Genomic DNA, 22,002 nt, shown 5'->3' on the forward strand with positions numbered 1-22,002 from the left:
ATTAGGGCCAATGGTGCATGCCAGACAGGTCAGCAAAGGCGCAGCATGGTCGCTATACCTCGCCCATGGCAGGGTCGCTGATCGTGTGCTGACCGGTTTCCACGCGGCCGGCAAAGCGCCGGTAGTACGCCGGATCGCTGTTGCAGGTTACGGCAAAGTCATACCACTGGCCGCTGGCCTTCAGCTCCCAATGCCTCTCGGCGCTGGCGGCAGCGGCAACGCTAACCGTCCATGGACCGTCGCTCAGGTAGGCCATGGGTGTGATGGTGAACACCGCAGCCTGAGTGCCCTTGTTCATCAGATCCACATAGACATTGCCATTGGCGATGTCGTAGCAGACACGCACCTCGGGGGCAGCCTGTGTACTGCCCAGGCGATTCAGGTCGCCCTTGAAGTGACGGTGAAAACCGTTGGGACCCAGCACCCAGAGATCGTACTTGCCGAAATTGTCGCGCACGGCATCCCAGGTATCGGACAGCGTCTTGCCCGCTTCCACCATATAGCGACGCGGCGTGCGATCCAGCTTGTAGCGGTCATAGACATGGAAGACGGCCGCCTGTGTACCGGTGTTGGCAAACACAAGCTCCACCTGGCTGTTGGCCTGACAGCGCGCACTGGTGTGCAGCTCGTAGGGCAAGGCCCGCGAGGGACGCGTACCGACCGCCTGCAAAGGCAGCTGCATATCGCGCGGCACCGGCACGGCGGGCAGCTTTTGCTGATCGGCACGCAGCTGGTCGGCGACATCACGTGTGGATCGTCCGGCCAGCAGGGGCAGGGTCTCGTTGTTCGGCGTCTTGAAGTTGAAGGTGCTCAGAAGATCTCCACATACCGCACGACGGAACGGGCTGATATTGGGTTCCTTCACGCCAAAGCGGGCCTCCAGAAAACGCAGCACCGACGTATGGTCGAATACCTGCGAGTTGACCCAGCCGCCACGACTCCAGGGCGAGATCACATACAGCGGAACGCGCGGCCCGGGACCGTAGACACGGCCATCGGGGGCGGGCTGGCTGCGGCTGCCGACCGGCGCACCATGCGTGAAGTACTCGGCCTGCAGATCGGCCTCCGGCAGCGTGGTCTTGCCTGCATAGGTCTTGTCGGCGTTCTGCGATGGCGCCGAGGGCGAAGGCATATGGTCGAAGTAGCCGTCGTTTTCGTCGAAGTTGACCAGCAGCACGGTCTTGCTCCAGACCTCGGGATTGGCCGTCAGCGCGTCCAGCACCTCCTGCAGAAACCAGGCGCCCTGCACCGGGCTGGATGGGCCGGGGTGTTCGCAATAGATGGACGGTGCATTGACCCAGGACACCTGGGGCAGCTTGCCTTCGCGAATATCGCGCTTGAAGGCGTCCAGGTATTCCTCGGGCTTGTTGCCGGGCAAGGTGTTGGCCACGCCTTTGTACAGCGGGTTGGCAGCGTTGTCGCTGGCCGCATCATAGGCGTGGTAGGGCAAGGCCTGGCCGGTGTTGGTATACGGCGCATTGGGCGCTCCGCCGCTGGAGACAGGAAAGCCGGAGGCCAGATTCGCTCTGCGGAAGTTCTGGAACGCCCCCAGCATGTTGTCGCCCCATTCGTCGGGCATGTTCTGGTAGCTGATCCAGCTCACCCCGGCTTCCTGCAGCCGCTCGGCATAAGTCTTCCATGTGTAGCCGGTGTTGGCGTCGCTGGGCACGCCGTTGATGGCATCCCACTCGTTATTCACGAAGGCCACGTTCTGCGGTATGGCACCGTTGGTGCCTGTCATGTGGAATGACCGGTTGGCGTCGGTTCCGGTGTGCATGGCGCAGTGGTAGGCATCGCAGATCGTGAAGGCATTGGCCAGCGCGAACTGGTAGGGCAGCTCCTGCTCCTTGAAATAGCCCATGGAGGTGTCCGTCTTGGCCACGGGCCAGCGCGACATGCGGCCGTTGTCCCAGGCCTGCTGACTGTCCAGCCAGGAATGAGGGGTGCCGGAAACGCGCTGCGCGTTGTTGGCCGTTCCGTCCAGATGGTAGGGCGTGATGACCGTACCGTTGGCACGCTCCTGCTGCCAGACCTTGCGGCCGTTGGGCACGGGAATCGTCATCCGGTCGCCAAAGCCGCGCACCCCCTTGAGTGTGCCGAAGTACTGGTCGAAAGAGCGGTTTTCCTGCATCAGGATCACCACATGCTGCACGTCCATGACCGTGCCCGTGACGTTGTTGGCAGGAATGGCCAGCGCACGGCGGATGCTGGGCGGAAAGGCCGCCAGTGCGGCAGCGGAAAAGGCGGCGTTCTTGCCGGCCTGCAGAAGGTTGCGTCGCGAAATCATGGTGAAGCCTTGTCTGTCACCGCGCTCAGGGAGCACAGCGCATCTCCGGCTTGGCCGGCTCGGTGGGGGTCGTGGGATTGGTGGGGGTCGTCGGGACAGGCGGGCTGTCATCGCTGCCACCACAGGCGGCCAGCGTGGCTGCCGTCAGGCAGACGAGCGCCAGCGCCTTGATCAAACGCTTGTTTTGCATGGAGTCTTTCACTTGGATGTCGACAGGTTTCGACCGGCAAGAATCTAGGAAAAGCTCGTGTCATGCCGATGACGTCCGTGTTTCAATCCGTTTCCTCGCATCGCGCCAGCGCCCGGAATTCGCGGGCCTTGCTCGGCACGAAGCGCCATGCAAAAAGGGCCGATGCATTCGCATCGGCCCTGTGCAGAAGACATTGCAACGCCGTTCAGAGCACTGACGCTTGCACGGTTATTGGTGCTTCTGGTAACCGAGTCTGTACAGCAGCGGAAGCACCAACAGCGTCAGCACCGTGGACGAGAGAATGCCGCCAATCACCACCGTGGCCAGCGGCCTTTGCACCTCGGCCCCCGTTCCCGTGGCAATCGCCATGGGCACAAAGCCCAGCGATGCCACCAGGGCCGTCATCAACACGGGACGCAGACGCGTGAGCGCCCCTTCGGTCACGGCCTGTTCCAGATCCATGCCCTGTTCGCGCAAGCTGCGGATATAGGAGATCATGACCAGGCCGTTGAGCACGGCCACGCCGCATAGGGCGATAAAACCGATGGCCGCCGAAATGGACAGCGGAATGCCGCGCAGCCACAGCGCCGCAATCCCGCCGGTCAAGGCAAACGGAATGCCGGTGAAGACAATGAGACCGTCGCGTACATTGCCGAACATAGCAAACAACAGCGTGAACACCAGCGCCAGCGCCACGGGCACCACGACCATCAGGCGCTGGCGGGCCGACTCCAGGTTCTCGAAAGTTCCGCCCCAGCGTGTCCAGTAACCTGCAGGCAACGCAACACCTTCGAGTTCCTGCTGAGCCTGTGCCACAAAGGAGCCGATATCTCGCCCGCGCACATTGGCGCTGACAACGATACGGCGCTTGCCGTCCTCGCGGCTCACTTGATTGGGCCCCGGTGCCAGCTCCACCGTCGCCACCGATGACAGCGGCACAAAGCCCAGACGCCCGTCGCCGCCGCGCGGCAGCGCAATCGGCAGGCGGCCTATGCTGTCCACATCGCTGCGCATGGCCTCGGGCAGGCGAACCTGGATGGCAAAACGTCGATCTCCCTCGAACACCGTGCCGGCTTCACGCCCGCCAAAAGCCGTGCTGATGGCATCTTGCACATCACCCATGTTCAGACCGTAACGCGAGGCTTTTTCGCGGTCAATCTGCACCGTGAGCATGGGCAGGCCCGTGGTCTGCTCGACCTTGACCTCGGAGGCACCAGGAATCTTTTGCAGCATGGCGGCTACGGCCTGCGCGGACTTTTCCAGCTGGACCATGTCATCGCCGAAGATCTTGACGGCCACATCGCTGCGCACGCCCGAAATCAGCTCGTTGAAGCGCAGCTGAATCGGCTGCGAGAACTCGTAGTTGCTGCCCGGAATCTTTTCCACGGTCTCTTGTACGGCAGCCAGCAGATCGTCACGCGAGCGCGCCGGATCGGGCCATTGCTCACGCGGCTTGAGCATGATGTAGCCATCCGAAATATTAGGCGGCATGGGGTCGGAGGCGATCTCTGCCGTGCCGGTGCGCGCAAACACACGCTCGATCTCAGGGAACTGCTTTTTGAGCTCGCTCTCGATCTGCATCTGCATCTGCACCGACTGCGTAAGGCTGGTGCCCGGTATGCGCAACGCCTGAATCGCAAAGTCGCCCTCATTGAGATTGGGGGCAAACTCGCTGCCCATGCGCGTGGCCAGCAGCAGGCTCAGGGCAACGATGACGCTGGCCGCCGTCAACACCACTGCTGGTGCATGCATGACCTTGTCCAGCACCGGCGCATAGGCACGACGCGCCCACTCCATCAAACGGTTTTCCTTCTCGGCCACCTTGTCGCCCATAAACAGCGCAATCGCGGCAGGGATGAAGGTGATGGACAGCAGCATGGCACCCAGCAGCGCGATCACCACCGTCAGCGCCATGGGGTGGAACATCTTTCCTTCCACACCGGTAAGCGCAAAAATGGGCAGATAGACCACCATGATGATGAGCTGACCGAACAGCAACGGACGCCTTGCCTCCCTGGCTGCCGCAAACACTTCCTCGAAACGTTCGCTGCGGGTCAATGATCGGCCTGCTGCTGCCTGGGCATGGGCCAGACGGCGCACGCAGTTCTCCACGATAACCACCGCGCCATCAATGATGATGCCGAAGTCCAGCGCCCCAAGGCTCATCAGATTGGCGCTGACGCGCATCTGCACCATGCCCGTGAAGGTGAACAGCATGGACAGCGGAATGATCAGCGCCGTGATCAGCGCCGCCCGCAGATTGCCCAGAAACAGGAACAGGATCGCCACCACCAGAGCTGCTCCCTCGATCAGATTCTTCTTGACCGTGGCAATGGCCTTGTCCACCAGATTGGTCCGGTCGTACACCGTCACGGCCTTCACGCCGGGCGGCAGGCTTTTGTTGATCACCTGCATGCGCTCATGCACCGCCTGCGCCACGGCACGGCTGTTCTCGCCAATCAGCATGAACACCGTCCCCAGCACCACTTCGCGTCCGTTGTCCGTGGCAGCTCCCGTGCGCAGCTCGCGGCCCAGGCCCACATCGGCCAGATCGCGCACGCGAATCGGCTGGCCTTGCGCCGAGCCCACGATGACTTCGCGAATATCGGCAATGCCCACCACCTGTCCCGGTGCGCGGATCAGATACTGCTCGCCCTGGCGCTCGATATAGCCGGCGCCCACATTGGTGTTGTTGCGCTCCAGCGCCGCGACGATATCGGCCAGCGTGAAACCATAGGCCGCCAGCTTTTGCGGCTGCGGTGCCACCAGATATTCCTTGGCGAAGCCGCCGATGGAGTTGATCTCGGTCACTCCCGCCACATTGCGCAGCTGGGGCTTGATGACCCAGTCCTGGATCTCGCGCAGATCCATGGGGGTATAGGGCGAGCCGTCGGGTCTGGTGGCACCCTCATCGGCCTCCACGGTCCACAGATAGATCTCGCCCAGCCCCGTGGAGATAGGTCCCAGCGCAGGCGCGACACCCGCCGGCAGGGCATCGCGCGCCTGCTGCATGCGCTCGTTAACCAACTGGCGTGCAAAGTAGATGTCCGTGCCGTCCTTGAATACCACCGTCACCTGGGACAGGCCGTAGCGCGACAGCGAGCGGGTCTGCTCCAGCCCCGGCAGGCCGGCCATCACGGTCTCTATGGGGAAGGTGACGCGCTGCTCGGTCTCCAGCGGCGAATAGCCTGGAGCCGAGGTATTGATCTGCACCTGCACATTGGTGATGTCGGGCACGGCATCGATGGGCAGACGCTGGTAGTTGTAGATACCCAGGCCCACCAGGGCAAGCGTGGCCAGCATGACCAGCCAGCGCTGGGCAATCGCAAAGCGGATGATGCGCTCAAACATTCAAACTCCAAATATCTTCATCTGCCCTGTCACACTGGCGCAATCCAAACCAGAGACACCGAGCAAGAGCCGCCTCGCGGCGGGGCCACCCAGGCGAAGGTGTCGTCCCCCTTGGGGGCGCCGCGCCTCAGGGGGTGGCTAATCAGTGCACATGCTCGGCTGTTGCCTTGCCAAGCTCGGACTTCAGGACGAAGCTGCCGTCCTTCACATAGCGCTGGCCTGTACTCAGGCCCTGCAGCACTTCGGTGTTCTGGCCATCGGTCTTGCCCAGCTTCAGGGCCTGCGCCTTGAAGCCGCCGTCCACCGGCACAAACACCACGGGCTTGTCGCCGTCGATCTTCTGGATGGCCGCACTGGCCACCGTCACCGCCGCCTTCTGGCTGGATGCCGTCAGATCCACATTCACGAAGAGGCCCGGACGCCAGATGCCATCCGGGTTGTCCAGGGTGATGCGTGCCGGTGCCGTGCGGGTTTCCTGCCCTATCAAGGCGCCCACATAGGCTACCGTCCCCGTGGCTTTCGATTCAAAGGCCGTCGCATGCACAGTGGCCTTTTCGCCCACGCGCACAAAGGGCAGGTCGCTGGCGGTCACCTTCATTTCAGCCCAGACCGAACGCAGATCGGAGATGGTGAACACGGCCGTGCTGTCCTGCACGGCTTCGCCCACGGCAAGATGCTTTTCCACCACCACCCCATCGAAGGGCGCGCGCAGCTCGAAGCGGTTCAGCGCCCCGGCAGTGCCTGAGCCGGCACCGATTGCAGCCAGCTTCTGTTGCGCATTGGCGGATGCGATCTCGGCCTCGCGCAGTGCCTGCTGGGCCTGCAGATAGTCCTGCTCGGCCGAGATCTTTTCCTGCCACAGCTGCTTTTCGCGCTGGTAGGTGGTGCGCGCCAGTGCGAGACGCTTTTGCGCGGCCATCAGCTCGCTGCGCTGCTCGGATACCGCAGGGCTGGTCAGGGTGGCCAGCAACTGGCCCTTCTTGACCACCTGCCCCAGATTGGCCGCCACGCTCTCCGCCACGCCCGCCACCCGCGGCACCACATGAGCCGTCCTGTCCTCGTTGAAGCGAATCTCGCCCGGCAACTGCAGCATGCTGGCTATCAACGCCGGGCCGGCCTCGGCCAGCGCCACGCCCGCAGCCCTGGCGCGCTCGGCATCGAGTTTGAGCAGGCCTTCATCCTCATCATCGGCATGAGCGGATTCGGGCTTGGCTGCAGGTTTTCCGGCGCTTGCTGCCTGTTCATGCCCAGGCTCGCTGCCATGGTCATGCCCCTCTTTTTCGTCATGCTCATGCCCGTTGTTTTCTTCATGGGCATGACTCTTCTCTGCAGCACCGTGACCGTGGCCTTCAGCGCTGACAGCCGCCGGCTGCGTACCGTAGACAATGGCTGCAGCAGCGGCCGCGCCGAGCGCCAGAATGATGGCGATGGCAATCGCCGTGCGGCGGGGCTTAGGGGATGTGGAATTCATGATATGTGCTTGTTCTTACTCAAGACCGGGCACATCGCCCAGTTGGCGGGTGATGTCCGCAGCCGCCTGATGGGTTGCCACCAGCTGCTCCAGATAGAGGCTTCGTGCCTCGGCCAGCGTGCGCTGGGCATCCAGCACTTCCAGATAGCTGAACTTGCCCAGGGCAAAGCCCTTGGCTGCGACTTCGTAAGCGGACTCGGCTGCCGGCAGGACCTGCTGTGCAAGTTGCTCGGCCTGGGCCCGGCTGGACTGCAGTTGCTCGCGTTGCTGCTGCAACTGTGCGTACATTTGCTGGCGTGTGGCCAGCAGCTCGTCCTCGGCCTTGTCGGCCAGACGCAGCGCCTGCAGCTGATTGCCGCGGTTGCTGTCCAGAATCGGCAGCGGCACCGAGATACCCACCACCAGCTGATTGCGTCCCACTTCCTGTGCACGCTTCATGCCCAGACTCACGCTGGGGTCAGGCAGGCGCTTGGCACGCTCGAGCTCGGCGACGGACCTGGCTTGAAAAACGGCCTGCTGCGCGCGCAGCATCTGCGGTGAATGCTCCAGCTTTTCCAGCATCAGGCCTTCATCGGGCAGCACAGGCAGTTGCGCCAGCTCCCCCACCGCACTGCCAAATGCCGCAGGCTGCGCTCCCCACAGCGCCGCCAGTTGCTGACGTGCCACACGCAGACCGGAGCGCGCTTGCGCCAGCGCCAGCTCGGCACTGCTCTCGGCCACGCGGGCCTTGGTTTCCTCCAGGGGAGCCACCTTGCCTGCCAGCACGCGCTTGGCCGCGGCATCGCGGGCGCTGCTGGCAATCTCCAGCGTCTTCTGATGCAGCTGCACGCGTTGCTGGCCGGCCAGCACATTGGCAAATGCCGTGCGCACATCGGCACGCAGACCGGCCTGCGCGGCCTCCAGCTCGGCTCGGGCCAGTTCGCGACCATGTTCGGCCGCCTTCATGCGGGCCTCGCGCTTGCCGCCGATCTCTATGGACTGGTTCCATTGCAGAGTCATGGACCTGGTTTCGCGGCGCGTGTCTTCCTGCGAATAGGCCAGCTCGGGATTGGGTCTGGCGCGACTCTGGATCAATGCCCCCTCGCTGGCCGCCAGGGCCTGCGCTGCCGCTCGCAGACCAGGGTTGTGCTCCATGGCCAGCGCCAGTGCGGCCTGCAGGCTGATGGGGGCGGCTGCCGCTGCTGTTGCTGCTGTTGCTGCTGTTGCTGCTGTTGCTGCTGTTGCTGCTGTTGCTGCTGTTGGCGCAGCTTGTTGCGCCCAGGCACAAGGCACGAAAAGGCCCAAACCGCTGCCCAGCAACACAGCGGCCGCCTTGGTGATGAATGTCATGGTGATGCTCCGCCGGCATGCCTGCCCTTCCATTGGCAGTCTTGTGCAAGCGGAGCAAATCTAGCCTCGCGGCCCCCACAGGGTTCTGACCTCAAGATGACAAATTTGTCATCTTCGCAAACGACCGACTTGCTCGACAATCTGCGCATGAAGCTTCTAGTCATCGAGGACGAAACCAAACTCGCCGAATACTTGCAAAAAGGCCTGGGCGAGGAAGGCTTTGTGGTCGATGCCGCACACAACGGCATTGACGGCCTGCATCTGGCCACCGAGCAGCCCTACGACCTCATCATTCTGGACGGCATGCTGCCCGGCATAGACGGCCTGGCCGTGCTGGCGGCTCTGCGCCAGTCCCGCCAGACACCAGTGCTCATGCTCACGGCCCGCGCCCAGGTGGAAGACCGCGTCAAAGGACTGCAGGCCGGCGCCGATGACTACCTGGTCAAGCCTTTTGCATTTTCAGAACTGGTGGCCCGCATTCATGCACTGCTGCGCCGCGGCCTGCAGGCCCAGGCCACGCCTGAAGCCACTGTGCTGCGCATGGCCGATCTGGAGCTGGATCTGCTGCGTCACCGCGCCACGCGTGCGGGACAGCGACTGGACCTGACGGCCAAGGAGTTCAATCTGCTGAGTCTGCTGCTGCGGCGCCAGGGCGAAGTGCTGTCGCGCACCGAGCTGGCCTCCCAGGTCTGGGACATGAACTTCGACAGCGAAACCAATGTCGTCGAGGTCGCCGTGCGCCGCCTGCGCCTCAAGCTCGACGCACCGTTCGAGCTGCCCCTGCTGCACACGGTGCGCGGCATGGGCTATGTGCTGGAGCTGCGCCCCGAGGCCTGAGCCCCGGCGCCTACCATTCGCGTGGGGCGATCAGTTCCTCCACATCCGCATCTTCAAAACCATAAGCCTTGGCTACGGCCTCGAAGTCAGCCGCAATGCATTCACGTGCCGCCGTCTCTATCTCGCTGCCCTGCTCTTCGAACTCCTGCTGCAGATCGTTGAAACGCTCGGTCGCAGCGTGGGCCAATCGATACAGCTGCTCCAGATCCTGCGGCTTTTGCTGCTCTATCTGCAGGCAGAGTTCTCTCAGAATATCCTCGCCCTTGCGAACCAGTTCTTCAGGGAAATAGCTGTCCTCGTACATCTCCAGCAAGAAGGCGTAGTTGTTCATGATGGCGTTACCAAGACTCATGGTCCGTTCCTTTTCCAGCAAACCGCAAACAATGAATCTTCCAGCATAGCAGCCACTCATGACCGCTGATCACGTCTCTCCAAGCACTCCTCAGATCCCGAACCTGAGCCGCCGGCTGTCGCGCTCGCTGGCCCTGCAGACCATGCTGGGCCTGGGCCTGGTCTGCGTTGCCGTTTACTGGGGCAGCTGGCTGGCACTGGCCCAGCGCCAGCAGGAAAGCCTGGAGCAAAAGCAGGTCACGGTAACGCATCTTCTGCAACAGGCGCGTGCCAACCGCTCCGCGTCCAGCATGCAGCACATGTTGTCCGACTTTCTCACGGGCCACGAGGATATGTCGATCCGCGTCAGCTATGCCAGCGGCGCACTGCTGTTCGAGAAACTGCACCAGCCCCTGGACGATGTTCACAGCGCACGGCGCAGCTTCAGCGTCGTGCTGCCAGCCCATGTGGACCAGCAGGAACAGCAGCTCGTGCAGGTGCTGCTGATGCTGGACCGCCGCCCCGACGATGCCCTGCTGCGCCAGCTGGCCTGGATTCTGGGCCTGGCCGCCGTCAGCGGTGCGCTGCTGGTGTCGCTATTCAGCGCCTGGCTGGTGCGCCGCGGGCTGGCGCCTCTGCATTCGCTGGTGGAGCAGACCCGGCAACTGGGCGCAAAGGATCTCACGCACGACTGGCAGACCAGGCTTGACGACAGCAACCAGCCCCAGGAGCTGCGTCCGCTGATTGCACAGTTCAACGCGCTGCTGGAGCGGCTGGCCGTGGCCTACCGACAGATGGAGGCCTTCAATGCCGATGTGGCCCATGAGCTCAACACCCCTCTGACCACGCTCATCAGCAGTTGCGAGCTGGCTCTGCGCAAGCCCCGCGATGCCGACGAGCTGCGCGATATCCTGGCTTCCAATCTTGAAGATCTGCAGCGCATGGCCGGCATCGTGGCGGACATGCTTTTTCTCTCTCACGCCGATCGCGGCGAGAGCGCGCACCGCATTCAGGTGGCCAGCCTGGCCAGCCTCGCGCACGAAGTGGTGGAGTATCACGAGGCCGCGCTGCAGGAAGCCGATCTGCAGGTGCGGGTGCAGGGCGATGCACAGGCCCAGGTCGATGCGCGACTGCTGCGCCGGGCGCTGTCCAATCTGCTGGGCAATGCCACGCGCTATGCCACGCCGGGCAGCTGCATAGAGATTCAGATCAGCATGCCGCAGGCCGGCCAGGTCAGGCTGGCGGTGCAGAACCAGGGCCAGGCCATTGCCGCAGAACATCTGCCCAGACTGTTTGACCGTTTCTATCGCTCGGACGCAGCCCGCAGCCAGGCCGATCGCAACCACGGCCTGGGCCTGTCCATCGTGGCCGCGATCGCGCGCATGCATGGCGGACAGGCGTTTGCGCACTCCGACCGCTCTGTCACCTCCATCGGGCTGAGCCTGCCTGCGGGACAGGATGCGCAGGCCCGGGCGCCTGCTTCATCCGGCAACCTGGCGTAAAAGCCGATGAGGCCCACACGCAGCACCGAGCAGGGATGACATGGAGCTGCGCGCTCAGGCCGCAAGATGGCCGGCCGTGTATCGCTGAAAGGAAACACCATGCATTGCTTGAGAAACGCTGCCTGCCTGGTTCTGGCCGCCAGTGCCGGTATCGGCCTGCCCGCTCTGGCTCAGGGCCGGATTCCCGATATGCAGCAGGCCGGCGTGCTGCGCTACAGCTGCGGCGGCATAGGCGAAGATGAATCCACACTCATGCGCGCCGCGATGAAGGACTACCCGCTGTCGCTGCTGTTTGCGCAAAAGGACGGCGCCTATCTGGCCAATGTGGCGGTCGAGGTCAGCTCCGGCAAGGACAGCAGCCGCTTCACGGCTAACGGCCCGGTCTGTCTGATCCAGCTGCCCGCCGGCAGCTACAAGATCACCGCCACCACCAGGGAGGGCACCAGCCAGACCCAGGCGGCAGAGATCGGCAAGGGCCCGCATCAGCTGGACTTCCGCTACTAGCGGCGAGCCGCCGGCAGGCACCGGCAATGCCCCGGGCCTGTCCAGGGGCGATGCGCGTGGGCGGGTTCGGCCGGGCCCTGCAATGAGGACAATAAGCGCCATGTCCCAAGATCAAGACGCATCCACCTATCAGGCCCATCTGCAGGCCGGCAACGCGCTGGTACAGCAGGCCCAGAAGATTGCCACGCAGGACTTCGAGCAGGCCCGCGCATTCTGGCAGGCCGCCGGCAAGGAGTTCTATCTGGCGCACAAGGCCGATATGAGCGAGCCCGAAGCCGCCTTTCGCCTGGCACAGGCCTGGATGGCCGAGGCCCACGCCTTGCAGAAGGAAGAGAACCGCAACGCGCTGGTCATGTGGGCCAACGCCGCTGCGCAATGCGAGCTGGCCTTCGACCTGGAGCCAGAGAACGGTCGCATCGCCATGACGGCCGCCAGCTGCCACCTGTTTGCCGGCCAGACCGATGCCGCCAAGGCCTGGCAGCTGATTGGCAAACAGCTGCTGCCGCCCGAGCCTTCCGCGCCCGATGCCTGATATTTTTTGATAGCTTGCTGCGTATTAAAACAAAGGGGTTCAGTGCATGAATGCATTGAACCCCTTTGTTTATTGGCGAGAGCAGCTATTAAATTTTCCACCTCCCGCGAAGCCTAGCGCTCGAATGCAGCGCGAATCTGCCGCGCATTGGCCCGCATGGCCTGGGGACCGCTGCTGCCCAGCAAATACCAGAGCTGGGGATCGACGAACACCAGCTGCTGCTTGCGGCCTGCACGGGTGTTCTTGATGGTGTCGTTGTCGAACAGCTCACGCGACGGCACCACCGGCTTGCCGTCCTTGTCCCTGGTGCTGCCCGTGCCCGCATTGCGGTCGATCACGAACAGCCACTCTGGGTCTATCCTGGCAATATCGTCCATCTTCAGCGCAATGCCGCGCGCCTGCGCCGGATCTGTGGGCAAGGCAGGCTTGATGCCCAGCACGTCATGCAGCAGACCGAAGCGCGAACCCGGGGTCTGGGCGCTCATGTTTTTGTTGACGGCCAGCACCAGCAGGCCCGGTGCGGCCTTGGCTGCGGCAGCGCGGGTGGCCTGCACATCGCTGCGCACCTGCTGCATGAGCTGCTCGCCCTGCGCCTGCTTGCCCCACAGGCTGGCCAGTGCGGTCACATTTCGCTGCATATCGCCCAGCAAATCCTTGCCCGAGGTACTCAGATCCAGCGTGGACGCGATGCGACTCAGCGCTTCGTACTTGCTGGCCGAGCGGCCGGCCACCACGATCAGATCGGGGCGGATGCGGCTCAGCGCCTCGTAGTCGGGCTCGAACAGCGAGCCAGCCACCTGATAGCGGGCATCGGCGTAGCCCGCCAGATAGGCGGGAAAATGGACCTTGGGCACTCCCGTCACCGGCAGCTTGAGCGCCTGCATGGTGTCCAGCGAAGCCAGGTCGTACACCACCACACGCCGGGGAGCGAAAGGCAGCTCGGCCACGCCCCTGGCATGCTCGACCTGGATACGGACGGGTTGGGCCGCAGACGGCTGGTCCGCCTGCGTTTGCGCCCAGGCGGTTCCGGCCGTCGTCAGCAGTGCCAGGGTGGCGGCGCGACGGCTGATCAGTTGCTGCATGAAGAACCTTGAAAAGCAAAACAGAAGAAAAGTCAGTAGCCCTTGCCGCGAATCTTGGCAACGGCTGCGATGGCGATAATCAGAACTTGACGTTCATGCCCAGCCAGTAGCGGCGGCCGTCGAGCACAGTGTCGTAATTGACGCCGTCATAGATGACCTGCTTGTCCAGCAGGTTGTAGATGCCCGCGTACAGCGTGACGGTCTTGCTGAGCTTGTAGGAGCCGCCCAGGTCCAGCATGGTGTAGCTCTTCTGGGTGAAGCTGCCCGAGGACGCTCCGCCCGTGGGGGCGCTTTCCTCACCGCGGTAGGAAGCCTTGAGCCAGCCGTTGAGCTGGGCCGTGGGGCTCCAGTCCAGCGAGACATTGAACAGATGGCGCGGCAGCTGGTTCAGCGGCAGGCCGGCAAACTGGCCGCTCTTTTGCTCGGACTTGGTGAAGGTGTAGTTGGTCTTCAGGCGCAGCGTCTTGCTCAGCTGGGTGCCCAGCGAAGCCTCCACGCCGCGCGTGATGGCGTTGTCCACATTGATGTTCGTGGTGGGCACGCGGCCCGAGCTGTTGAGCGGGCCGCAGCTGGGGCAGGCCACGCGGGTTATCTTGTCCTCGAACTCGTTGTCGAACACCGTCAGCCCCGCCGTGGTGCCGGCGCCGCTGTCGTAGAGCACGCCGATTTCCTTGGTCAGCGAGGTTTCGGGCTTCAGATCGGGGTTGCCGTAGATATTGCCGCCACGGCTGCTCTGGCCCCAGTCACCCACGGTCTGACGCAGCGACGGCGCACGAAAGCCCGTGGAGACACCGCCCTTGACCGTCCACTGCGGGGCCAGATTCCACACGCCATACAGGCGCGGGCTGACCTGGCCGCCAGCCTGGCTGTCATGGTCGTAGCGCAGGCCGCCGGTCAGCGCAAAGTCCTGGTGCAGACGCCATTCGTCCTCGGCAAACACGGCCCACTGGCTGCGGTTGATGCTGGTGCGGCTGGCATTGGGCAAGGTGTTGGTGGTGGTGTCCGTCAGGTCCTGCTCGTTGTAGCTCACACCCGTGGTCAGCAGATGACTGGCCCCCAGCGGCGCCACCCAGCTGCTGTTGAACACCGTGTTCTTGATGGTCATGTCGCGCGACAGATTGCGCGTCTTCTCCTGCTGCAGATAGGTGTCCGAGGACGCCCAGCCCCAGCGTCCCTTGTGCTGCAGCGAGAAGTTGTCGCGCTCGAACTTGCGGTCGCTGAGTGCGGCCGTGGCCGCCAGTGTCTTGCCCGGCGTCGATGTGTAGTGCTGCTTGCCCGTGCCCAGCTCGGCAATGATGTCGTGGTCCTTGTTGGGCGTCAGTGCCAGCTTGACGTTGAGCGCGCGGTTGTCGTAGTCGTTGTAGCCGTTGAGGATGTTGTCCTCGCCTCGCTTGTTGTAGTTGCCGTAGATGCTCAGGCCCAGCAGATCGGTCTGTATGGGGCCGGACAGATAGAAATTGCTCTGGTAGATATTGCCCGAGGAAGAGCGCTCCTGCAGCGTGGCCTCGGTGCGGATGGAGCCCATCCACTCTTTGGCCACCTTGCGCGTGATGATGTTGATCACGCCCCCCCATGGCGTCCGAGCCGTAGAGCGAGGACATGGGGCCGCGCACCACCTCGATGCGCTCTATCGCCTCCAGCGGCGGCACCCAGCTCTGGTCGGTGCCGGTGGAGCCGTTGGCCTGGGTTTCGCGGGTATTGGTGCGCTTGCCGTCCACCAGGATCAGGGTGTAGTTCACGCCCATGCCGCGCAGGCTGATGTCGTTGGAATTGTTGTCCGAAGGCACCAGATTCACGCCGGGCACATCGCGCAGCGCATCATGCAGATTGTTGTAGCTGCCTTTTTCCAGCTCTTCGCGGGTGATGACGGAAATCGAGGCCGGCGCATCCTTGATCTCCTGCTCGAAGCCCGAGGCCGTCACCACCACGGTCTCCAGCGATTTCTCCTGTGCCGCCGTCAGCCCGTGGGTCAGCAGGCCTGCTGCAGCCAGCGCCATGCCCAGCACAGGACGCAGCGACCGGCGGGTGGTGAACAGAGGACGGAAAGACGAAGACGCGCAGGCCATGGCCAGGCCTGCAGCAGCGGCTGCATGAATTTGCATGATGAGTTTGGAAGAAGATGCACATCGACCAGACACGGCTGCGCCTCATGGCCAAAGCCACGAACAGCAGGTGCAGGTCAGCGAAGCATTCGCGCTGTTGGAGTGATGAAGAAGGCAATCACGATCTGCACATGAGATCGTCCTGGCTAAACCATGCAGCTGGGCATGGCGGCATGCAGTCATTCAATGTGCATGCCTGGCTGAGTCAAAGATTACCGCAAGGTCTTCTTGTTGCGAATAATTCTCATTGTAACCGCAACCAACAGGCCTTCCAAAGAATTTTTACTGTTAAGTACTTTGACAAGGACGCTAACCAGCGCCAACTGGCACCGGCTGCGGCTCATAGAGCTTTATCCCAGCCAGGCCAGCAGGCTGCGCCACAGGGCCGCGGCATGCGAGATCAGAAACAGCAGCAAACCGATGGCGCCGCCCACCAGCGTGCCGTTGATGCGTATGTACTGAAGATCCTTGCCGATATGCGCCTCGATCAGCGTGGCCAGTTGCTCAGCATCCCAGCGCTGCACCGTGTCGGCAATATGTCTGGCGATGAACTGCGAGACATCGGGAGCCAGCGTCGTCGCCCAGCGCTTGAGGCGCTCGTTCATGGAGTTGCGCAGCGCCTCGTCATGCGCCAGTGCCTGACCCAACCAGCGCCCCATCACGGCGGCACGCCGTGCCATGGCCGAGTTTTCGTCGGCCAGATCGCGCTCCAGCTTGGTGCGCCAGCCTGCCCATAGCTCGCGCAGATAGACGGCCAGCTTCTCGTCATGCAGCAGATAGTTGCGCAGTTTTTCTACCCTCTCGGCGTAGACCGGGTCGTTCTGCAGACCGTCGATCAGGCGCTGTATGGAGCTGTCGAAGGCCTCGCGCAGACGGTGGCCGGGGTTCTGGGCCACGTCCTGCAGCAGGCTGTCCAGAGCGCTGGCGATCAGACTGGCGCCCTTGTCGCTGAGCCAGTCCGTGGGCAGCATTTTTTCCTTGATCGGGTGCTCGCGCTTGAGCCAGACCACGATGGTCTGCGCAATCAGCACATGGGTCTGCTCCTGGCGCAGCACGCGGCTGATGCGTGCCAGCACATCGTCGAGCACCTCCTGATGGCGCCCGCCCGCCGTCAGCCCCGACAGCAGCGATGCCGCCGCGCGCGACAGATCCACATGCTGCATCACGGCCTTGAGCGACTGGGTCAGAAACTTCTCTACCTGCTTGTCCTGCACCATCTCCAGCGCGGCCAGCGCCAGCCGCGCCACCTGCCTGCCCAGCAGCTGGCTGTTGGCGGGAGCCGTCAGCCAGTCCGCCAGCGCCTGGGCGGGGTTGTTGCGCTCGATCAGCGCCACCAGCGAAGGCGCGTCGAGAAACTTGTCGCGCACGAAAGTGGCCAGGTTGCGGCCTATGCGATCCTTGTTGCGCGAGATGATGGCCGTGTGCCGCCCCACCAGCGGCAGCGGAATATGGCGGAACAGCGCCGAGACCGCAAACCAGTCGGCCAGCGCCCCCACCATGGCAGCCTCGCAAATGCCGCGCAGACAGACCAGCCATAAAGGCACGGCCTGCCCCTCTATGGCCCAGCGCGAGCCGGCCAGCGCAGTGGCGATGAAACCTGCGGCCACCAGCAGCAGCAGAACCAGCGGCATGCGCTTGGCCTGCTGCAGTGAGCGACGTTGTTCAGACGTGAGCATGCGCTAGAGCATACGGCCTCTCGGCCCGCTCGTCTGCAGCCCAGGGCTGCCGCCAGCATCGGACGGGTCAGCCGACCTTGACGTTTGCCGTGAAATCAGCAAGCCGGTGGTCCTGGCTCCAGGGCCACCAGCTTCTCTCAAAGCGCACATCAATGGGCAGGCGGTTGACGCGGTGCTCGGCAGGCAGGGCCTGTAGCGGACGCAGCTTGACCACCACCGCGGCGCTTTGCGACTCCATCGGGCCCACGCGCTCGGCCGGGATGCGCTGGGTTTCCGAGAAGACCTCATCGACCTCGGCCGGCACCTTCTGCCCATCCAGGAAGACCAACGTGGCCTTCTGGCCCTTGCGCGCGTACCTCAGGTGCTGGGGCGTCAGATAGGCCTGGACCCAGGGCGCCTTGCGCGTCTGCAGCACCATCAGCTCGTCTCCGGCCACCACCCATTCGCCTGCCTTGACGAAGCTGCGCACCACCTGCGAGGGCACGGGCGCCATCAGATCCGCAACCGGCGTGATGTTGCCGGCCTGTGCCAGACCGACAGCCTGGCGCGTGGCCGCAGCATCCTTGGCCGCCTGCAGATACAGGGCGCTCTGCTGCTGGCTGGCAACCAGGATTTCGCGCTGGGCACGGCCAATCTCGGCCTGTGCCTGCAGCATCTGCAGGCGTGCCGCGTCCACTTCCTGGCGCGTGGCCGCGCCCTGGCGGAACAGCTCATCAATCTGCCGCACGCGATCCTGCATCAGGGACATGCGGCCCTGCATGGCCTGCAGACTGGACTGCAAGGCCTTTTGCTGGCCCTGCAGATCCTGGCGCTGCATCGCATAGGTATGGTCCGCGGAACTGGCCACCACGTCGGCTGCCTGCACCGTACCGGCCGCCGGCGTGGGCACCTGCTTTTGCACCACACGCAGCACGCGCGCGCCCTGCTCTGTAGCCTGCCCCTCCGGGGCGACCTGCTCCACCTGGCCCGTGATCGGTGCACGCACCACGACCTGGTCGATGACCACCATGCCGGGCGAAGCGCGCAGCACCGTACTGCTCACGGTTTTGTAGACAAAGTACAAGGGTATCAGCAGCACAATGCCCAGCACCAGATACCAGCGCCAGCGCGGCACCTTGCGCTTGACGTTGTCGTACTTGACGGGAATGCCATTGCTGACTTCCGCCGAAGCCGGCGGAGCATTGAATTGGATCTTCACGGTTGAGCCTCCATATAGTCTTCCCAGGACTGCACGACGACGCCTTTGAAACCGGGCACCGTCCGCAGCGCTTGTGCCACGCCCTGCCAATGAACCAGTGCCTGGCGCCTGCCTATGCGAAACAAGCTCTCTTCCGAGGGCAATTCCTTTTCAATGCTTTGCGCCACGGCCAGGTCCAGCCCCTGAGGCATGGGCGGCAGCTGCTTGATCACGTTCACCGTGCTCTGCGCATTGGCGCTGTAGATCATGGGCACGACTTCCTTGACGCCGGCCTTCTGCAGGGCCTGCAGAAAGCCGGGTTCGCGCAGTTCGCGGTGGTGGGTCGTCAGCGAGATCGGCAGGCGGCTTTGAGTCACCGCCTCCTGCAGGCTGTCGAGCACATTGCGGCCCCAGTCCTTTTGCTGTACCTCGGGCAATTGGCTGCGCTCCAGGTCCAGGTGGACCATGCCGAACGGCATGGATTGCACCTTCTGCAGCAGCGCCAGCATGTTGCCGCGCCCCTTGGGCAGCACCCAGGTCGGCTCGCCCAGCAGCAGCTCCAGCCGGATGCCGCGCTGGCGTGCACGCTGCGCCAGCTGCTCCAGTCCCTGGCGAGCCTGCTCGTCGGCCGCCAGGCGCTGCAACTGCTCTTCGGTGAACGACACCAGAAGGCGCTGCGTGCCTTGCGGCAGCTGGTCGATGCGGGCCGGCTGCTGCACCCATTGCCAGCCTTTCCATGCATACCAGCCGGTTCCCGCAGGTGCGGCTGCCGCAGCGGCTGCAGCGGGTTTGGCAACGCCCGCTTCCCCGCTGAGCCTGGTCTGCTGCGCCACTGCTACCAGTCCGTCAGCACCCACTGCGGAAGCTGCGGCACCAGTACGCTGCAGCACCGCAGCCTGCAGGGGGTCGTCGCTACGCACCTGCAAGCTGCAACCACGCGTGTAATACAGCATGTCCATGGCCGCCAGATCCTCTCCTTCGGCGGAGCTGATATAGCGCACCGCCGCTTCGTAGCGGCCGTTGTCGGCCTTGATGGTCTGCACCATGCCGTCACCGCCGAGGCTAGGCGCGCGCAGTTGCGCCACACGCAGCCCTTCGGTGGCCGCTGCATAGCGCTGGGCACTGCTCTTGAGTTCGCCCTGGCTCAACCTGTACTGCTCCAGCACGGTCTGCTGCTCCAGCTGCAGCTTGCCCTGGGTCTGCGCGTATTGCTCGGCCGCCTCGTCATACTGGCCCTGCAGTTTGGCCGCCATCGCATCCTTCTGACTGCGCCATTGCAGGGGGATGGACACATCCACCGCCACGGCCGTCGCATGGCCGGGGCTGCCGCCGAAATCCTTGCTCAGGCTCTGGCTCAGTTGCACGCCGCCCGTCACTCCGCCATAGCGCGTGTGCCGGGCCTGCTCCCGCAATCCTTCCATCGCATAGCGTGCAGATTCCAGCGCGGGATGCGTGTTGAGCGCATCCTGCAGCATGGCCGGATTCATGCAGGTCTGCGGCAGGGCCAGAGCCGGCACCGACTGGGCGCGCAGACGGCGGCCGGTCAAAAAACCCATTTGCTGCAAGGCTGCGCGCTGCATTTCCTTCTCCTTGGCCACGCGGTTCTGCGCGGCTTCGTAGTAGCCCTGCAGGTCCAGCCCTTCAGAGCGCAGCATGTGGCCGCCAGCCACGCGCTCCTGCAGCCTGCCCACGATCTGGGAGCGCGTGGACAGATAGGCCCGCGCCACCTGCTCGCGCTGCTGGCTGCGCAGATAGCGCACATACAGCCGTCCCAGCTCCGTCACGGCCTGGGCCTGCAGCAGCTGGGTCTGCGCGGTACTGCTCAGTTGCTCGGTCCTGGCCTCCTGCACATTGCGCCGGCGTGCTTCCTCGGCGCCCAGAAAACTCCAGCGCAGACCAGCCTGCCCCGACAGACGGCTGTAGTCGCGGTTCAGGGTATCCGTCACCGGCTCCTTGGCGCGTGCCAGGCCGGCAGCCGCGATAAGCCGTGCACCGTTGTCCGACTCGACCAGCTTGAGGTTGCTGCCGGCCACATGCTCCTTGAGGCGCGCCAGCCGCACGGCTGGCGCCTGCTCCGCGCTCCAGGCCTGCAGGTCGGCCCAGCTCCAGGGCTGGCCCGTGTCGGCGGAAGCAACAGGAGCACGCGTCTCAGACGCTGCGGATACGGCAGTGGTAGTCTGCGCGCTCGCGCTTGTTCCCAGCATGGAAGCCAGCAGGCTGACGCCTATCAGGCCGCTCAGGGCACGGACGCGGTGCGGCCCACCCGGCAGGTAGTGAAGGGAAAATGGTTTCATGCGTTGGTTTTTAGAATTTGTTCTTGCGCAGCACCCAATTGGGCGCCATGGACGAGTCCAAGTGCGAATGGGTCAGCGCTTCCACCAGGATGGCGTAGCCGCTGTGCACCCGGGTCACGAAGGCAAAGAGAGGAAACAGCGGCAGGTACGGCAGATAGGACAGGTCCAGCCGGATGCGCTCCGACACCGTGGCCAGGTAGACCAGGTAGTAGGCCAATAACAACAGCAGATAGCCCAGGTAGACGAAAGCCAGCGTGCCCAGCACGATGCCCAGCGGCTGGATGAACAGCAGCATTGCCAGCGATCCCACGATCAGATAGGGCAGCACCAGCTGCATAAGCAGGCCGTTGATAAGGGTGAAAAGAAAGTTCGGCCACCCCAGCAACGAAGGCCGCAGGTTGAAACGGTACTTGCGCACGAACAGGTAGTACATGTCCCCGTCCCAGCGCAAGCGCTGCTTGAAGAACACGCGCCAGGATTCCGGTGCGTCGGTATGCCCCATGGCATGCGGCTCGAACTTGATGCGCATGCCGCTGTAGCGACCGAAGTACTGCTTGATGCGCAGCGTCATGTCCAGGTCCTCCGCCGTCCCCGCGTCCCAACCGCCAAGGTGCCGGACCAGCGAAGTCCGGAACACTCCAAAGGCACCCGAGATGTTGTTGACGATGTTGAACTCGGACAGGCCCGTTTTGCCACCGCTGATGGAGAGCATGTATTCCAGCCCCTGCATCTTGGTCACCAGGTTTCTGCCCTGGTTGCGCACACGCAGATTGCCCGCAACCCCCGCCACCAGTGGGTCGTCGAAGTGGCGTGTGGCGTTCTCCACCATGTCGTTGTCGAACGAGGTATCGCCGTCCAGTGCCATCACCACGTCGCCCGTGGCCAGCGTCAGCCCCGCATTCAGCGAAGACACCCGGCCGCCGCGCTGCCACTTGGGCAGCACGGTGACTTCGCGCCCCTCGGTACCTTCCCAGCGTTTGGCCTCGGACAGTGCCGCATACAGCGTGTCGCTGTTCTTGATAGCTCCGTCGATGATCGGAATGAGCTGGATGCGCCCCGCATAGCGCTGATTCACCAAGGAGCTGATGGTCTTGCGCACATCATCGCCTTCGGAATAACAGGTGATCAGGCAAGACACGGACGGGTACTGCAGGCGCCGGACCGGAACACGCCAATGGCGCAACCCGTAGCGCAGCATCCCGCCGACGACCAGCACATAGAACGGCAGTTCCAGCAGGACGATGAACGGGAACAGGTTGAATGCCTGATCCCATGCGCCCCGGGTGCTGAAGCTGTGCGCCAGCAGCAAGAAAGATTCCACAAACTGCTGCCACATGG

General features: G+C 63.7%; 16 protein-coding genes and 1 pseudogene. 5 read left to right on the forward strand and 12 right to left on the reverse strand.

Annotated elements, in window-relative coordinates:
* Window positions 1–52 precede the first annotated feature (52 nt).
* The 5 genes from V8Z78_RS06740 to V8Z78_RS06760 form a co-directional block, all read right to left on the reverse strand.
* The gene (locus tag V8Z78_RS06740) at window positions 53–2,287 is read right to left on the reverse strand and encodes a phosphocholine-specific phospholipase C (RefSeq protein ID WP_314352432.1); all 2,235 of its coding nucleotides are present in this window, start codon (window positions 2,285–2,287) and stop codon (window positions 53–55) included.
* Window positions 2,288–2,312: 25 nt separating this feature from the next.
* The gene (locus tag V8Z78_RS06745) at window positions 2,313–2,477 is read right to left on the reverse strand and encodes a hypothetical protein (RefSeq protein ID WP_171832550.1); all 165 of its coding nucleotides are present in this window, start codon (window positions 2,475–2,477) and stop codon (window positions 2,313–2,315) included.
* Between the two features lie 228 nt (window positions 2,478–2,705).
* Window positions 2,706–5,828, reverse strand: coding sequence for an efflux RND transporter permease subunit (locus V8Z78_RS06750; RefSeq protein WP_349731118.1), 3,123 nt, complete (start codon window positions 5,826–5,828; stop codon window positions 2,706–2,708).
* A 142-nt stretch (window positions 5,829–5,970) separates the two neighbouring features.
* Complete coding sequence (locus V8Z78_RS06755) at window positions 5,971–7,299, reverse strand: efflux RND transporter periplasmic adaptor subunit (RefSeq protein ID WP_349731119.1); 1,329 nt, start codon at window positions 7,297–7,299, stop codon at window positions 5,971–5,973.
* A 15-nt stretch (window positions 7,300–7,314) separates the two neighbouring features.
* Window positions 7,315–8,628 (reverse strand): TolC family protein, encoded by a 1,314-nt coding sequence (locus V8Z78_RS06760; RefSeq protein ID WP_349731120.1) that lies wholly within the window; start codon window positions 8,626–8,628, stop codon window positions 7,315–7,317.
* 147 nt (window positions 8,629–8,775) lie between these two features.
* Here V8Z78_RS06760 and V8Z78_RS06765 point away from each other — a divergent pair, with 147 nt between their 5' ends.
* The gene (locus tag V8Z78_RS06765; RefSeq protein WP_179627157.1) at window positions 8,776–9,465 is read left to right on the forward strand and encodes a heavy metal response regulator transcription factor; all 690 of its coding nucleotides are present in this window, start codon (window positions 8,776–8,778) and stop codon (window positions 9,463–9,465) included.
* Window positions 9,466–9,475: 10 nt separating this feature from the next.
* Here V8Z78_RS06765 and V8Z78_RS06770 read toward each other — a convergent pair whose 3' ends face one another.
* Window positions 9,476–9,817, reverse strand: coding sequence for a DUF5713 family protein (locus tag V8Z78_RS06770; RefSeq protein WP_057093788.1), 342 nt, complete (start codon window positions 9,815–9,817; stop codon window positions 9,476–9,478).
* Between the two features lie 58 nt (window positions 9,818–9,875).
* Between V8Z78_RS06770 and V8Z78_RS06775 the strand changes: the two genes are divergently transcribed.
* From V8Z78_RS06775 to V8Z78_RS06785, 3 genes are all read left to right on the forward strand, one after another.
* Window positions 9,876–11,297 carry a heavy metal sensor histidine kinase gene (locus V8Z78_RS06775; protein WP_349731121.1) on the forward strand — a complete coding sequence of 474 codons (1,422 nt, stop codon included), beginning with the start codon at window positions 9,876–9,878 and terminating at the stop codon, window positions 11,295–11,297.
* Between the two features lie 99 nt (window positions 11,298–11,396).
* Complete coding sequence (locus V8Z78_RS06780) at window positions 11,397–11,801, forward strand: hypothetical protein (RefSeq protein WP_349731122.1); 405 nt, start codon at window positions 11,397–11,399, stop codon at window positions 11,799–11,801.
* A 100-nt stretch (window positions 11,802–11,901) separates the two neighbouring features.
* Window positions 11,902–12,333 carry a hypothetical protein gene (locus tag V8Z78_RS06785; protein ID WP_003068510.1) on the forward strand — a complete coding sequence of 144 codons (432 nt, stop codon included), beginning with the start codon at window positions 11,902–11,904 and terminating at the stop codon, window positions 12,331–12,333.
* A gap of 113 nt (window positions 12,334–12,446) precedes the next feature.
* Here the strand turns inward: V8Z78_RS06785 and V8Z78_RS06790 are convergent, their stop codons facing one another.
* Window positions 12,447–13,415: a siderophore ABC transporter substrate-binding protein gene (locus tag V8Z78_RS06790; protein WP_349731123.1), complete on the reverse strand. Its 969-nt coding sequence runs from the start codon at window positions 13,413–13,415 to the stop codon at window positions 12,447–12,449.
* Between the two features lie 79 nt (window positions 13,416–13,494).
* Window positions 13,495–15,406: pseudogene (locus V8Z78_RS06795) on the reverse strand (ligand-gated channel protein).
* Here V8Z78_RS06795 and V8Z78_RS06800 point away from each other — a divergent pair.
* Window positions 15,306–15,509: a hypothetical protein gene (locus V8Z78_RS06800; protein ID WP_349731199.1), complete on the forward strand. Its 204-nt coding sequence runs from the start codon at window positions 15,306–15,308 to the stop codon at window positions 15,507–15,509. The pseudogene V8Z78_RS06795 and the gene V8Z78_RS06800 sit on opposite strands and share 101 nt — an antisense overlap.
* A gap of 358 nt (window positions 15,510–15,867) precedes the next feature.
* Here the strand turns inward: V8Z78_RS06800 and V8Z78_RS06805 are convergent, their stop codons facing one another.
* From V8Z78_RS06805 to V8Z78_RS06820, 4 genes are all read right to left on the reverse strand, one after another.
* Entirely contained in the window at window positions 15,868–17,193 is a 1,326-nt protein-coding gene (locus V8Z78_RS06805; protein WP_012840058.1) for a DUF445 domain-containing protein, read from the reverse strand.
* Window positions 17,194–17,260: 67 nt separating this feature from the next.
* Window positions 17,261–18,391: an HlyD family secretion protein gene (locus tag V8Z78_RS06810; protein WP_046461648.1), complete on the reverse strand. Its 1,131-nt coding sequence runs from the start codon at window positions 18,389–18,391 to the stop codon at window positions 17,261–17,263.
* On the reverse strand, window positions 18,388–20,664 hold the full coding sequence (locus V8Z78_RS06815; protein WP_349731124.1) for a TolC family protein: 2,277 nt from the start codon (window positions 20,662–20,664) through the stop codon (window positions 18,388–18,390). The genes V8Z78_RS06810 and V8Z78_RS06815 overlap by 4 nt, the downstream gene beginning before the upstream one ends.
* 10 nt (window positions 20,665–20,674) lie before the next feature.
* Complete coding sequence (locus tag V8Z78_RS06820; protein ID WP_349731125.1) at window positions 20,675–22,000, reverse strand: glycosyltransferase family 2 protein; 1,326 nt, start codon at window positions 21,998–22,000, stop codon at window positions 20,675–20,677.
* Between the last annotated feature and the right edge of the window lie 2 nt (window positions 22,001–22,002).

This window comes from Comamonas sp. wu1-DMT (genome assembly GCF_040187805.1).
Taxonomy (GTDB): Bacteria; Pseudomonadota; Gammaproteobacteria; order Burkholderiales; family Burkholderiaceae_C; genus Comamonas; species Comamonas thiooxydans.